Consider the following 14,532-nt stretch of genomic DNA (forward strand, 5'->3'; position numbering starts at 1 on the left):
ATTCGTGGGGATCCCTCAGACTCTGACCCCTTTTTTAATTCTGCCGCGGTGGAAATGTACTCTGACCCCATTTTGGTGGTTACACTTTAAATATAATCTTGTCGTAAAGCATAAATACCTGTCTTGAGCGTTTGGGTAGAAGCGTTAGCATTACCTCTTCATCAATATCCAGCCCACCAGTGAACTGACCAAAGGCTGGCATCACAAATACATTTTCGTTGTTAGTAAAGCATTTGCCTGAGTAACGGCGACGGGTGATAGTTGTGCGCTTTTTGGGGTGATAATGGCCAATAACTTGAGCACGAGTTTCACTCGTTTCTACTTCGTGTCTGAAAACCATATTATCTAGCACTATTTCAAAACACGGCGTACCCGGTATGCCGTCGGGTAAATCTGGATCATGATTACCTTCTACCCACATCCACTCGTCTACACTACTAACTAGTCTACATAAGTGCTGACGGTCCTCAGTGGTCATGCGCGACATGCTGTGTTTATCGTGAAAGCTGTCACCTAAGCTGATAACTCGCAATGGCTTGTAATCTTCGATGATACTTTCTAATCGCGTTAACGTAGCGGTAGAATCTAAACTCGGCAATGGGTTCGCATAGCTGCGTAAATAACTGCCTTTTTCTAAGTGGAGATCAGACACTATAAGCCAATCGCATGCGGGTAAGTACGCCACACCGCGCGCGTCTAACAGCCACAAGTAGTCTGCATATTTTGTAATTGTGATGTGGCGCCGGCTTACTTTTTCGGTTAGCCACGCGTCAGTTATTGCCAAATTATCCTCTTATTCTTTTCGTTTTTACTTCTATCTAACTTTACTCAACAGATGAGCCCGATAACAATGCGCGCACTTCATCTAACATAGTTTCAGCTTCTGCATATAAATTAGCTTGCTCGATGATAGCCTGTGCGCCAGCGCCTTTCACTTGTTCACTACGCACATCCAGCACTATAGGAATGGCCATGGGCGATGGTTTTTCGAGATTCACTAATGTCGCTGAATCTACATAGCGAATAAGTAAATTAGCCAGTCGTCGTAAATCAAGTAACTCACGCTCTGCATCGGCCCGTGCTACTTTAAGTAAGATATGGTCGCGGTCGTGTTCACGCAACGTATCGTATATAAGATCCGTAGAGAAGGTGACCTGCTTCATGGTTTTTTGGCTGGCGTGATAGCGCTGTTCAGTGAGACCACTCACCACCGCCACTTGCCTGAACGAGCGCTTAAGCATAGGTGCCTGTAACATCCAGTCTTCTAACTCGTCCCCTAAAATATCCGGCTGAAATAGCTGATGCAGCTGTCCCTGTGTGATGGCGTTTACTGATGCTACCGATAATCCGTAATCGGTCACGCTGAAGCTTAAAGGCTTAATGCCCATTTTTTCCATTCGCCGCGTTAGCAACATACCTAAGGTTTGGTTCGCTTTGCGTCCGTCGAAGGTGTAGTACAAAGTATAGTGCGCTTGTCTGAACGGAAATTGTTCTACAAGCACGCTGTCAGGACTAGGTAATTGAGAAAACGCCTGTTGAAGTTTAAGCCACTCTTGTACCTGTGCAGGCAGTGCTCTCCATGACTTCTGAGTAGCCAAAATTGCACGTACCCCTTCTGCCAAATAGGTAGATAGCGGCATTTGACCACCCGCGTAGCTTGGTATTTTCGGCTCTTTGGCTTTTGCAGGCTTAGCGTGTAGCTGCATGTCGCGAATAGCCTCGAAACGCAATACTTCTCCGGCAAAGTAGAAGGTATCTCCAGGCGTTAGCTGCTGGGCGAAATACTCTTCAACCTCACCAATGATCTTGCCCTGATTTCCCCTACGAATGCGTTTTACCTTTAAACGCCCTGCCTCAACGATGGTGCCTATGTTTTGTCTGTGCCTTTGAATAACCCGCCGATTCGCTGGCGAGTAAGTGCTATCGTCGTTTTTCGTCAGCCGCTGATATCTTTCATACGCATTAAGCGCACTGCCGCCGTCTTGGGTAAATTGCCATAGTTTGTCGAAATCATCTCTATCGAGCCCTTGGTATGGCGTGGCGGTAAGTATCTCTTTATACAAGGTATCTGGGTTATCAGCCCTACTACACAAGCAGTTCAATATAAATTGCGGGACAATGTCCAGTGCCCCTGGCTGTGGACTTTCCCCGTCTAGCTCCCCTTTTTCAATAGCGGTGATCGCCGCCTGGCATTCCAGCGCTTCGAAGCGGTTTGCCGGTACGAGTAACGCTTCGCTCGGCTCGTCAAGCCTGTGATTTGCCCGGCCTATACGCTGTAGTAGTCGGCTCACGCCTTTTGGTGCGCCAACTTGAATAACCTTATCCACGTCCCCCCAGTCAATACCTAACTCCAAGGCCGAAGTACATACAATTGCCCTCAGCATGCCGCTTGCCATCATGGCTTCGGTCTTACGACGCTGCTCTTTGCTCAAGCTGCCGTGATAAAGAGCAATGGGTAGCGCAGCCTTGTTTGCCTCCCACAACATTTGAAACAACAGCTCCGACTGAGCTCGCGTATTCACAAACACCAGCGTGGTTTTGGCGTTTTCAATGGCCTGGTAAATATCATCGATGGCGTAGCGCGCCATAAAACCGCCAAAGGGCATGCGCGCTTTAGAGTGCAGCATTTCCACCTTAGGTTTTTCACCCGCTTTCACTTTTACAATATTAGCCACACCGTCGCTGCCGGCCAGCCACGCACCGAGCGTTTCGGGAAAAGCCACGGTGGCTGATAAGCCAATACGCTTACAATGCGGTGATAGAACGCTTAACCGCGCGAGGGCGAGTGAAAGAAAGTCACCGCGCTTATTGGCCATTAAACTGTGCGTTTCGTCGATTATCACGCGTTTAAGCTTGCCAAAAAGCTTATCTGCATCGGCGTAGCTCAACATCAGCATGAGCGATTCTGGTGTGGTAAGCAGGATGTTTGGCGGCTTTTTACGTTGACGCTGGCGCTTGTGTGAGGGCGTATCGCCTGTGCGTGTTTCTGCCGATATCGGCAGTGCCATTTCTTCAATGGGCTGTAACAAATTTCGATGAATATCTTGCGTGAGCGCTTTCAGCGGCGATATGTAAAGGGTATGTAGGCCGTTGAACCCACCCTTTTCTTTTCCTTTCGTTGCCTGTTTGTTTATTGTTTTTATTTCGGCTTGTTCGCTGGTTCCGGTCTTCTTAACAAGCTCCCTGTTTTTCGACATCTCTGCAAGATATTCATCGTACCGAATGCCTCAGCAAGCTCGCTCATACCAAATGTCTCTGCAAGTTCGACTAGGCTAGGTAAAAAGCCCGACAGGGTTTTGCCAGCGCCGGTTGGCGCAATCAATAATGTACAGTCATGCTGGTCTTTCTCCACCAGCATGGTGTGTTGATAATCGCGTAGTTGCCAGCCTTTTTGTTCAAACCAATGGGCAAAGACTGAAGGAAGTGGAGTCATTGATGGTTCTTGTTAATACTTTTAGCACTTATACGGCAAAACCTTGGTTAGGTTTACTTGTCACGCCTTACGATAGGTGCACAATGTAATCATCCTCAGCGCGTTTAATGTTTAGATACACTTTTCACTTCGACCCCATGCATTTTCTTAGCGTAAACTTCAGTGCAGAGTTATTGATCTTTTTATGCTTCACGAATTAGCGATTTTCTTACAAGGACCGTACATGCGAATTCATTCAATAGACGCCATTAGAGGCTTAGCCATTCTTGGCATCTTATTCATGAACATTACGTTTCACCAAAATGGATACGCTAATTATGCATTTTTTGAAGAACCGATATTATCAGACACGGTTATTTCACTTTTCAACACGCTGTTTTTGGATGGACGATTTCGTTCTCTGTTCTGCCTGTTGTTCGGTGCTGGTCTGGCAATTCAATTTGAGGCCTGCGAAAAGCGCGGACACCATTTTTTAGATTTCTCACAAGCCAGGCTTAAGTGGCTGTTTTTATTTGGGCTACTGCATGGCGTGTTTATTTTCAGCGGCGACATCTTGCTGTATTACAGTCTGTGCGCACTTTTTATTTTAAAACACTTCACGCTCCCTCAAGATGAACTCAAAAAGAAAAGTATTCATTACCTTATTGTGGGAAGCGCAATTATGTTAGTTGGTGGGCTCGTCATGGCGTGTGTGTTCGACATGGGGGCTGAACTACCAACACGACCGAGTGAAACATTTAACGAAGAAGCGGCCTTGTGGCAAAGCGGCTATTTAACGCAACTTGGTATTCAAGCGTCGTTTATGCTGTCTACGGTTATTGTCGCGCCATTCACTATGCTGTGGCAGTCTATGGGGCTTATGATGTTTGGCGCTTATTTGTATAGGGCAGGCTTTTTCAATCACGGCTTCTCGTCACTAATATTTAAGAAGTTAGTATTGGTTGCTATCGTCACATCTATCATTACTGCACTTCCGCAATTTTTATTCGAACAGGTAACATTAGATGTGATTCCCATGTTCACTAGCATTCCTGCCATTTTCTGTGCTTTGGTATACGCTCACGTATTGATAAACATAAGACATACTGCGGCGTGGTGGTATCAGTCGCTTATAAACTGCGGCAAAGTTGCACTCACGCTCTACCTAACCCAATCAATAGCACTCGCTGTGCTATTTCGCATCGTCATGCCCGCTTATTTTCCAAACTTTATTTACAGCGTGACGTTGCTTGATTTGCTTCTGGTCACCATTGCCTTCACCGCAGTACAAGTTATTTTGGCGAACGCCATTACTAAGCACTTCAACCAAGGTCCCTTTGAAGCCCTATGGCGAAAAATGTATTTGCGCAGTTTTCACAAAAAGCAAAAATTGAAACATGATGAGAAAGAACAGCTCACCTACATGGATGAAGTATAAAAAAGGGCCTGTAAAAAATAAGGCCCTCGTCCACTTGAGTGGCGTATTAGAATCTAAATGTTCCTAACAACGTAGCCGAACCCAACTGATTCTCATCGGTATCATAGCCTATGCCAAATTCGATAGATGAATGCGGGTTGAACCAGTAGTGTGTGCCTAGTTCAATCACGTTGTCAGAGCCTATGACCTCATTACTTTCGTGAATGTAAGTAACGCCTACGCTCCAATCAGGACGGAAATAATAATCTGTATCTAGCTCAATGGAGAACTCACCATCAAACTGCGTTGCTTTTAACTTGGTATCCCAGCCTGGCAAAAACTTGCCAGCGCGCTGCCCAAAACTCGTATATCTTGCAAATGCACTGTAGCTAAATTCAGAATCTGAACGCTCCTCGCTAACGCCAGCATCAATGGAACTGAAAAGTTCTTCATTTAGATGAAAGTACTCTACGCCGACGCCGTATTCCCAATTTTGGTTCGCGAACGTAGATACTTCTACGGCATAGCGATTTAATGTTTCGTCAAAATATCTATTGTCGTTGGTTACACGCCCGTAACGCCCTCGAATTACCAGCGCATTTGAATAAAACCATTCTCCTCGAACATTTACGCTGTCAATGTTATCTATACCAAAATAATCCACAGAAACATTGTTCTTTCTTTGAAGGTAGGGGCTAATCGACCAAGGTTGCTGATCTATATTCACTGATTGAAAATAGTAGCGGTAACTTGCACCAATAAAGTTGTCGTCGGCATCACGTACATCAGAAAACCCTAACGCAATTTCATGCTGAATATCAGTTGATTGGGCAAACACAGGAAGGGTTGAAATAGCTAGCAAACAAGCGCTCAAACGCAGCATTAGGCAATATCCTTATTTATAGTGAGCATCCAAAAAAAAGCTCTTTTTTAGTAGGCGTTGAAGTTAAATTAAAAGGTCGTGTAGTGCAATAGTTGACAGCATATCGACATATTTTGTGACAATTCATAAAGCCAAACTAATTCAGCACACATATTGAGTTATTGGTCTTGCATACTTCAAGTGGTCGTTTTAAGGGAGTGAATACGTAGTAACAAGCATTCTCTAATTTGGCAGGAATGGTAAGTAGTGCACCCATCAACATGGCTAAAAACTGATGATACTGGCTTGTATTGTGAACCCGGTGAGTTTTACATTGACCCCATGAATGAAGTCGCCACCGCGCTTGTCACCCACGGGCACGCAGACCATGCACGGGCAGGTCATCACAGTGTATTCGCAAGTTCAGAAACACTGGCAATTATGAAAACCCGATACGGTGAAGATATGGCTATCCACCAGCACGCTGTAGCAATGGGTGAAGCCGTCAATTTTAACGATGTAAGAGCCACATTTTATCCTGCTGGCCATATTCTTGGGTCTACACAAATTCTTATTGAATATGCAGGCTACCGAGTTGTGGTTTCAGGCGACTACAAACGTCGCCACGATCCTACATGCCCACCGTTTAAGGTCGTTCCATGCGATGTATTGATTACCGAAGCCACCTTTGGGCTTCCTGTCTTTAAGCACCCGCCCATTGAACATGAAATTGAAAAGCTCCTTCATTCACTACGGGTGTTTCCAGAACGATGCCATTTAGTAGGCGCTTATGCGCTGGGCAAATGTCAACGAGTGATATTGGCGCTGCGCGAGGCGGGTTACGCCAAGCCAATTTACTTACACGGTGCGCAGCTAAAATTGTGCGATCTATACAAGCAATTAGGAATAGACTTAGGCGAGTTAATTCCGGTGTCTGAGGTCGCGGATAAAAAAACGTTAGCCGGTGAGATAATCATTGCTCCCCCTTCTGCACTTGCCGATAGGTGGTCGCGAAGCTTACCTAATGTACGCCCTGTTGTAGCATCTGGCTGGATGCAAATTCGCGCTCGCGCTAAGCAAAAAAATGCCGAGCTACCGCTTATTATCTCTGATCATTGCGACTGGCCTGAATTACTGCAAACCATTGAAGAAGTCAATCCGAAAGAAGTGTGGGTGACTCATGGCAGAGAAGATGCGCTGATGTATCAGGCAGAGAAAATGGGGTATAAAGCCAGAGCGCTATCGCTAGTTGGTTATGATGAAGATGAGCAAGGAGGCGACTAGTGGAAGCATTCAGTCACTTACTTGAACAGCTGTATTTCACGTCTGCAAACAAAGCCAAGGCGCAGCTGATTGCCGACTACATTGCCAATGCGCCAGACCCCGATCGTGGATGGGCTATTGCTGCTATGGCAGGCACATTAAGATTCGACTTCTTTAAGCGAAATACGGTAAAAAAGCTTATTTCCGAACATACCGACCCTGCGCTTTTTGCTATGAGCTATGACTATGTGGGTGAGGTTAGTGAAACCGTGGCTCATTTATGGCCATATAGCGAGCCTTCAGATTCACTACCCACGCTTACCGAGGTGGTAGAAACCTTTACGTCTATAAGTAAGCAGAAAGTTTCTGCCACACTAGCTCACTACCTTACGATAATGACGCCTGCCCAACGCTGGGCGTTACTAAAATTAGGCACCAGAGGCCTGCGTATAGGCGTTTCGGCACGCTCTATAAAACAAATCTTGGCCGACTATGGCAATAAAGACATTAAAGAAGTTGAGACACTTTGGCACGCAGTTACCCCGCCTTATATAGATATGCTTAGTTGGCTAGAAGGAAAAGTCGACAAGCCTGATATTAAAAATGCCGTCACCTTTCATCCAGTTATGCTTTCTCACCCCATTGAAGATAGCGATATCAACGCTTTCACCAAGAACACTTGGCAAATTGAGAACAAGTATGACGGCATTCGTGTACAGCTTGTCGTTAAGTCAAATAACCCTGTCAATGATAAGGCTCAGAACGGTAGTGGGGCCGATGGCGATAAGCCCCAAAAAGCCCTTTTCTCCCGCACTGGCGATGATATTAGCCACTCATTCCCTGATTTGCTTGAGTCTATAAATGGCGATATGGTTTTAGATGGAGAATTGCTGGTTATCCATAATGCAGAACCTGGCTTTCACCCATCTGAAGAATCGACTGTCCAAAGTGCAGCTAGTCAACGCACGAGTAGTGATAAAAGCGATAAACAGGCTTCATCCGCCACACAGCCTAATGTGGATACCTTTAATGCCCTCCAGCAGCGCCTTAATAAAAAGAAACCGAGCAAAGCGTTACAGTCTTCCGCCCCGGTTGGACTAATCGTTTACGATGCTTTAGTGCTTAATGGTGAAGATCTAACAGAAAAAACACTAAAAGCGCGGCGCCACGTCCTTGAAGAATGGTTTAGTAAAACGAATAACAGCCGTTTATTTCTTTCTGAAACACTCAATGCCACCTCCCCCGAAACTTTGCGCCAGCTTCACACCCAAGTATGCAAAAATCGTGCGGTAGAAGGGCTGATGATAAAACGCTTAGATAGTCATTATGTACCTGGCAGACCTAAGGGCAAGTGGTTTAAATGGAAGCGAGACCCGCTGGTTGTGGATGCGGTAATGATGTATGCGCAGCGCGGGCACGGTAAGCGCTCCAGCTTTTATTCTGACTACACGTTTGGCGCTTGGGAGGACAGTCAGCTTCTGCCTATCGGAAAAGCATATTCCGGGTTCACCGATGAAGAGCTTAAAAAACTGGACAATTGGGTAAGGCGCAATGCCGTAGGACGGTTTGGCCCGGTAAGAGAAGTGAAAAAAGAGCTAGTGCTTGAAGTGGCTTTCGACGCTGTACACCCTTCATCTAGGCACAAGTCGGGGGTCGCGCTGCGCTTTCCCCGTATACATAGAATTCGTTGGGACAAGCCCGCGAGTGAAGCTGATACCTTAGCGAATGTAAAAGCATTAATAGAAGGGTAAGCCCATCAAAAATCCTTTCTTAGTCGTGTAAAATCGCAGAGAATAGGGCGAGATAGAAATAAGGTTTACACCTTAAGAAAATAAGACAATAGGAAATCGCCATGCCTAAGGCTAGTGAAATTAAAAAGAATAACACTGTGGTATTTGACGGAAAAACTTGCATAGTGCGAGACATTGAACGCTCTGTCCCTCAAGGTCGTGCAGGCGGTAGCATCTATCGTATGCGCATGTACGATGTGGTAACAGGTGCCAAATACGATGAAACGTTTAAAGACTCAGATACCCTAGATATGGCTGACTTAATTCGTCGCCCTGCTATGTTTTCGTATATTGATGGCGAAGAATATGTATTCATGGATAAGGAAGACTACACCCCTTATCACTTGAACAAAGAAAGCATTGAAAACGAAGCCTTGTTCATTAACGAAGAAACTGACGGCATTCAAGTTGTTATTGTTAGCGAAGTACCTGTTGCCCTGGACTTGCCAATGAGCGTGGAACTTGAGGTAGTTGAAACCGATCCGTCTATTAAAGGTGCGTCTGCTACTTCTCGTACCAAACCAGCCACGCTTTCGACCGGCCTAGTAGTACAAGTGCCGGAATACATCAGCACCGGCGAGTGGATAAAGGTCAACACCGAGGAACGTAAGTTTCAAAGCAGAGCCGATAAGCACTGAGCTAAGTTAACTTATTAAATTAAGCTGCCATCGACGCTTGTTAAGCTTTAAAATGACAAAAAAGGGTTCATATCGAACCCTTTTTTATTGCCTTGAAATCAGTTTTGAAAACGTTGTTCAACGCCTCTTACTTAGCGATATTGGCCTGTGTAGGCAGCGCACTAAATGCACCGTATTGCGTTACCGTGTAAGCTCCGCAACGAATAGCAAATTCAGTCGCTTCGCTAACGTTTTCAAAGTTTTCTGCCCATGCACCAAACTCATCGGCGCTCTTAACTTTGGTAGAAAGGAAGTAAAGGAACCCACCGATAAATGAATCGCCTGCTGCAGTCGTGTCTTTTACATCCATTTTGGGTGACGCTAGCGTGCCGCTAAACGACTTTGTAATATAGTGAATTGGCTCACCACCATCGGTTACCAATACAACTTTAACGCCGCTATCAAGCCATTGCTGAACTTTTGTATCGGCATTTTCTTCGCCATAAAGCTCTGCTAGCTCTTCACGGCTTGCCTTAAGTATAGAAACTTTCTTTGCTGCTTCATCAATACGTGTCGGCGCATTTGCAGTGTCATCCCAAAATGCTGGGCGATAATTAATGTCTAAACACACCATCATGCCGTTTTCCTTCGCCTTGTTTAAAATAAACTCGGTGCCAGGAATAAGTTCAGGGCCTGAAATTGAACCTGAACAAAAGTGAAGCACTGTATTTTTGTCGCAATCAATTGTCGACAAGTCTTGCTCTGAAATATGTTTATGTGCGGCATTATCAACATAAAAATCAAACGAACGCTCACCGTCTTCGTCTAAATTAACAAATGCCAGCGCCGTATTGCCTTCCTGTGTAGTCCACACAAAGTCCGTATTTACTCTGTAGTGCTCAAGCATTTCTTTAAGAAAGGCGCCGAAGGTATCGTCACCTACCTTTGATACCATTGCACTCTCTCCACCCAGCTGAGCAACAGCAACCGCTACGTTAGCAGGTGCACCGCCAGCATAAGGCTGAAATGGCTTCATTGCCGGTATGTTACCATCTTTGGGCGCAGCACCTTGGCTTAACATATCAATGAGTACTTCACCTAAACACAAAATTTTCATACCAGCCTCTCTTAACAGAACTTAAAAATTGCAGTTTCCTCATGCAGAGCTCACACAAGGTTAACGAATCGTTAATTAATTGGGGCATAGTATTGTCTAAAGTACAAATTAAATCAACCTGATTGATTTAACATTTTGCGTAAAAATCAATGGGTGTGATAGGGTTGTCTTAGTACTGTCGAATAAAGTTATGTCGGAACAAGTACCTACACCATTTCTTAAATTTGATACACGGCTAGGTTGTTATTACACTCTAGCTTCTTAAAACGATAGATTGTAAATACATTGAATAAAGAATCGGCCTTTCACCTACCATCACAGAAAGCACCTACATTGCTTGATAACCGCTCATCGAATGAACGGGATATTCTTACCCTAATTCGCCAACGTTCTTCATTACCTAAAGCTGAAATAGCCCAATTAACGGGGCTGTCTGCACAATCAGCGACAGTGATCATTAAAAAACTAGAGGCTGACGGCCTAGTAAGGCGACTAAAGCCAATCAAAGGCGGTGTAGGCCAGCCCAAGGTGCCGTTTGGTCTAAATGAAAGCGGCGCGTTTGGTATAGGGCTGAAAGTAGGTCGACGAAGTTTCGATATGACGTTACTCGACTTAAAAGGCAATGTAAGAGCAACACTTCACGAGAAGTTTGCCTACCCGACCGTAAGCAACCTGCTTACCTTTGCAAAACGTGCTTTCAATGTACTCATTAAAAATTTGGATGCCGACCAACAGCGCCTGATCCGAGGTTTAGGCGTTGCTATGCCCTTCGAAATTTGGAGCTGGGCAGAAGAAGCCGGCGCCCCAAAAAATGAATTGGAAGAGTGGAGAGAGTTTAATCCACAAGCCGCGTTGGAAGATTTATTATCACTGCCTGTTTTTATAAAAAATGACGCTGGAGCAGCGTGCAGCGCAGAGATGTCGTTCGGTAATCCCCAAAACTACAGTAGTTTTCTTTATATCTTTGTTGGCACATTCTTAGGTGGTGGCCTAGTTCTCAATAACCAGTTAGTTAATGGAAAAACAGGCAACGCTGGGGCCATTGGCTCTTTGCCCTTTTACAATGGCAGTACACAAAGCCAGCTAATAACCCAGTCTTCACTTTATTTGCTGGAAAGAAAGCTAAACGACGCTGGGCACAACGGTCAGCATATTTATGAATCGCCATCCCACTGGTCTTGTGACACGCGCTCAATAGAAGACTGGTTAAGCGAAACCGCCAGAGGATTGGCCTTTGCGACTCAATGTGCAATGAGCTTGTTAGACCTAGACGGCGTAATTATAGATGGCGCAATTCCTGATGATGTCAAAAACGCATTGGTCGCGCATACGCAAAGCGCGATGGAGACGCTTGATATGCGTGGCCTTGCTCAGGTACACATAAGCGAAGGTCTTGTAGGCAGAAAAGCGCAATCCATTGGAAGTGCAAACCTAGCCCTTCAGGCAAATTATTACTAGCCATCTCACATCTCAAAAGGTTTGGCTTTGGGCAGTATGAAAGAAGGAATGCATGACATTTTAATTTTAGATGGCGGCATGGGGCGAGAGCTGAAAAAGACAGGTGCGCCCTTTAAGCAGCCAGAGTGGTCAGCACTGGCACTAATGCAAACACCTTAATTAGTAAGTGATGTGCACAAACGTTTTCTTGAAGCTGGTGCCTGCGTTATTACCACTAACGCCTATGCGCTTGTACCTTTTCATATTAGGGAAAATACATTTAGGGAGCAGGCTTTTACTCTGGCTCAGAGTGCGGCCGAACTCGCTCGAGGCGCAGTAAACGCACTAAAGAGCGATGGTGACAATAAGCGATTTGTCGCGGGTAGCGTTCCTCCGGCTTTTGGTTCTTACCGCCCAGATTTATTTGATGCAACCCGTGTAGCCGACATTCTCACACCGCTTATTAAAGCGCAGGAGCCCTACGTTGATGTTTGGTTGATTGAAACTGCAAGCTCGGTAGAAGAAGCTGAAGCCATGGTATCACTTATAAAACAGCACTCTACACTGCCTTTATGGCTGTCATTTTCCGTTAGTAATCGAGAAACATCTAACGAGCCTGTGACATTGCGCTCTGGTGAGCCGCTAAGTGAGATAGCGCCAATATTGAGCGAAGTACAGAGCGTACTTTTCAATTGCTCGCAGCCGGAAGAGATGGAAGACGCTATTTCAATAACGCGAAGTTTAAATGCTTCGATTAATATTGGCGCTTATGCAAATAGCTTTTCTGAGAGAAAACGTACACACGCGGCCAACGCGCTACTTTCCGAAATACGTGACGATATAACCCCCGCCCGCTATGTTGAATACGTTAAGACTTGGGTAGCTGCTGGCGCAACTATCATCGGGGGCTGCTGTGGTATCGGCCCTGAACATATTAAAGCCATCAGCGACGTTTTTGGTCAATAAAAGTACTAAATAGACGTGGCTAGCTTTACAGCGCAAAGTCCTGTGTTTCGCCCTTTTGTGGAATAAAACGCGGCATCGGTTCTGATGGATGGAGAGACGACAAAGTGCCCCGCTCAATTCGCTATCAATGTAATGATTTTGGCACGCTGATATCTATTGTTCGGCAAGGACTGGCTTTGGCCTACGTGCCTGACTTCATAGCAAAAAGCCATAACCTTACTAGCGTCGATGTATTAGGTTATGACTTTTATCATACGGAGCACTTCGAACTTGTTTACAAACCTAGCATGGCATCGGGATGGCTCAACCGGTTTGTCGACTCAGTTAAAAGCGCTATTTCGTAACAACATTTTTAGCCCCTTTGATCAGTGCTTCTCTGTCAATTCTATTCGGGACTTCCACTCCACGCCGTGCGGCTGGCCTCGCTTCAATACTGTTTTTCCAACGGGTTAAGTTGTCTAACCCTTCTATGCTTACACCAGACCATTCATAGGTACGCACCCAACACCAGTTCGCCATGTCAGCAATACTGTAGTCGTCGACCAAATACTCTCGATTTTCTAGCCTCCCATCAAGCACAGTAAATAGGCGGCGTACTTCGTTCTGATAACGTGCTATCGCCACTGGAATTTTTTCTTCTAGGTAGCGGTGGAACACATTAGCTTGGCCCATCATTGGGCCTATGCCTCCCATCTGAAACATGACCCACTGTAAAACCTGGCTTTTTCGCTTTGCGTCGGAGGGTAAAAACATACCGCTTTTTTCTGCGAGATAAATCATGATAGCGCCAGACTCGAACACTACGTGACCATCGGCTTCTCTATCCACAATTACAGGAATGCGGCCATTGGGGTTCATTGCCAAAAATTCAGGAGTTTTCTGCTCTCCCTTCATCAGGTTTACGGCATGGGCGGTGTATTTAAGCCCCATTTCTTCAAGCGCTACTGACGCTTTCCAACCATTGGGCGTGGCTGCGGTATATAAATCAATCATTAGGCTTTTGCACTCGCTCGGTTGCTTACGGCCTCATACCAGCGCGCTAAATTAACATGCTCATCACGCATACGAATTTTTACCACCCGCGCAAAATCCATGGCGCATAACGCGGTTATATCGGCAATAGAAAATGTATCGCCGGCGATGAACTCCTTTACCCCAAGTCGACGTTCTAAAATGTTCAAATATTTCGACGCATTGATACCCGCTTCTTTGCCATATTCGGGCACCGGAGTCATGCGATCTTTAAAGTACCCTGTAGTGTGCTGAAAGCACATACCAACTTGCATCATAAACGCTAATTCGACCTGCCGCTGCCACATAGATATAGTCGCTTTTTCAACGGGTGTTGTTCCCATTAAAGGTGGCTCTGGGTGCAGAGCTTCAAAATACGTACAAATGGCATCGGTTTCGGCAATACAGGTGCCGTCATCAAGCTCTAAAATAGGTATCTTTCCCAGCGGGTTCTTCGCGCGCATTTCCGCAGTTAAATTTTCACCCTTTTGAATGTCGACCTGAACGTAGTCAACGTCAATGCCCTTCTCAGCCAAAAATATGCGTACTCGACGTGGGTTGGGCGCAGTCTTCGTTTCGTAGATTTTCATAATGATTGTCACAAACCTTATTGCGGATTGTTGAAAGTAGGGTATTACCT

The 14,532-nt window shown here is 45.5% G+C and carries 12 protein-coding genes and 1 pseudogene; 7 read left to right on the forward strand and 6 right to left on the reverse strand.

Annotated elements, in window-relative coordinates; translation table 11 throughout:
- Window positions 1-79 precede the first annotated feature (79 nt).
- Entirely contained in the window at window positions 80-784 is a 705-nt protein-coding gene (pdeM, locus tag ACX5KA_RS13320) for a ligase-associated DNA damage response endonuclease PdeM (protein WP_458731380.1), read from the reverse strand.
- A gap of 40 nt (window positions 785-824) precedes the next feature.
- Window positions 825-3,433 (reverse strand): annotated as a pseudogene (locus ACX5KA_RS13325) (ligase-associated DNA damage response DEXH box helicase).
- A gap of 223 nt (window positions 3,434-3,656) precedes the next feature.
- On the opposite strand from ACX5KA_RS13325, the gene ACX5KA_RS13330 reads away from it, so the two are divergent.
- Window positions 3,657-4,850, forward strand: a complete 1,194-nt coding sequence (locus ACX5KA_RS13330; protein WP_458731381.1) for a DUF418 domain-containing protein — start codon at window positions 3,657-3,659, stop codon at window positions 4,848-4,850.
- Window positions 4,851-4,896: 46 nt separating this feature from the next.
- On the opposite strand, the gene ACX5KA_RS13335 is transcribed toward ACX5KA_RS13330, so the two are convergent.
- Window positions 4,897-5,712: a putative porin gene (locus tag ACX5KA_RS13335; protein ID WP_458731382.1), complete on the reverse strand. Its 816-nt coding sequence runs from the start codon at window positions 5,710-5,712 to the stop codon at window positions 4,897-4,899.
- Window positions 5,713-5,958: 246 nt separating this feature from the next.
- On the opposite strand from ACX5KA_RS13335, the gene ACX5KA_RS13340 reads away from it, so the two are divergent.
- The 3 genes from ACX5KA_RS13340 (at window position 5,959) to efpL (ending at window position 9,382) form a co-directional block, all read left to right on the forward strand.
- Window positions 5,959-6,975 carry a ligase-associated DNA damage response exonuclease gene (locus ACX5KA_RS13340; RefSeq protein ID WP_039221863.1) on the forward strand — a complete coding sequence of 339 codons (1,017 nt, stop codon included), beginning with the start codon at window positions 5,959-5,961 and terminating at the stop codon, window positions 6,973-6,975.
- The gene (locus ACX5KA_RS13345) at window positions 6,975-8,705 is read left to right on the forward strand and encodes a cisplatin damage response ATP-dependent DNA ligase (RefSeq protein ID WP_458731383.1); all 1,731 of its coding nucleotides are present in this window, start codon (window positions 6,975-6,977) and stop codon (window positions 8,703-8,705) included. The genes ACX5KA_RS13340 and ACX5KA_RS13345 overlap by 1 nt, the downstream gene beginning before the upstream one ends.
- A gap of 101 nt (window positions 8,706-8,806) precedes the next feature.
- Window positions 8,807-9,382 carry an elongation factor P-like protein EfpL gene (gene efpL / locus ACX5KA_RS13350; protein WP_025257482.1) on the forward strand — a complete coding sequence of 192 codons (576 nt, stop codon included), beginning with the start codon at window positions 8,807-8,809 and terminating at the stop codon, window positions 9,380-9,382.
- Between the two features lie 127 nt (window positions 9,383-9,509).
- On the opposite strand, the gene ACX5KA_RS13355 is transcribed toward efpL, so the two are convergent.
- Window positions 9,510-10,478, reverse strand: a complete 969-nt coding sequence (locus ACX5KA_RS13355) for a carbohydrate kinase family protein (protein WP_458731384.1) — start codon at window positions 10,476-10,478, stop codon at window positions 9,510-9,512.
- Between the two features lie 285 nt (window positions 10,479-10,763).
- Here ACX5KA_RS13355 and ACX5KA_RS13360 point away from each other — a divergent pair, with 285 nt between their 5' ends.
- The 3 genes from ACX5KA_RS13360 to ACX5KA_RS13370 all read left to right on the forward strand — a co-directional run bounded on the left by ACX5KA_RS13360 (window position 10,764) and on the right by ACX5KA_RS13370 (window position 13,225).
- The gene (locus ACX5KA_RS13360; RefSeq protein WP_458731385.1) at window positions 10,764-11,936 is read left to right on the forward strand and encodes an ROK family transcriptional regulator; all 1,173 of its coding nucleotides are present in this window, start codon (window positions 10,764-10,766) and stop codon (window positions 11,934-11,936) included.
- A 171-nt stretch (window positions 11,937-12,107) separates the two neighbouring features.
- Window positions 12,108-12,881: a homocysteine S-methyltransferase family protein gene (locus tag ACX5KA_RS13365; RefSeq protein ID WP_458731386.1), complete on the forward strand. Its 774-nt coding sequence runs from the start codon at window positions 12,108-12,110 to the stop codon at window positions 12,879-12,881.
- A 104-nt stretch (window positions 12,882-12,985) separates the two neighbouring features.
- Window positions 12,986-13,225: a hypothetical protein gene (locus tag ACX5KA_RS13370; RefSeq protein WP_458731387.1), complete on the forward strand. Its 240-nt coding sequence runs from the start codon at window positions 12,986-12,988 to the stop codon at window positions 13,223-13,225.
- On the opposite strand, the gene ACX5KA_RS13375 is transcribed toward ACX5KA_RS13370, so the two are convergent.
- Both ACX5KA_RS13375 and ACX5KA_RS13380 read right to left on the reverse strand, forming a co-directional pair.
- On the reverse strand, window positions 13,215-13,874 hold the full coding sequence (locus tag ACX5KA_RS13375; protein ID WP_458731388.1) for a glutathione S-transferase family protein: 660 nt from the start codon (window positions 13,872-13,874) through the stop codon (window positions 13,215-13,217). The two genes, ACX5KA_RS13370 and ACX5KA_RS13375, sit on opposite strands and share 11 nt — an antisense overlap.
- Window positions 13,874-14,482 (reverse strand): glutathione S-transferase family protein, encoded by a 609-nt coding sequence (locus ACX5KA_RS13380; RefSeq protein WP_334059611.1) that lies wholly within the window; start codon window positions 14,480-14,482, stop codon window positions 13,874-13,876. The genes ACX5KA_RS13375 and ACX5KA_RS13380 overlap by 1 nt, the downstream gene beginning before the upstream one ends.
- Window positions 14,483-14,532: the final 50 nt, after the last annotated feature.

This window comes from Alteromonas alvinellae, from assembly GCF_902705805.1.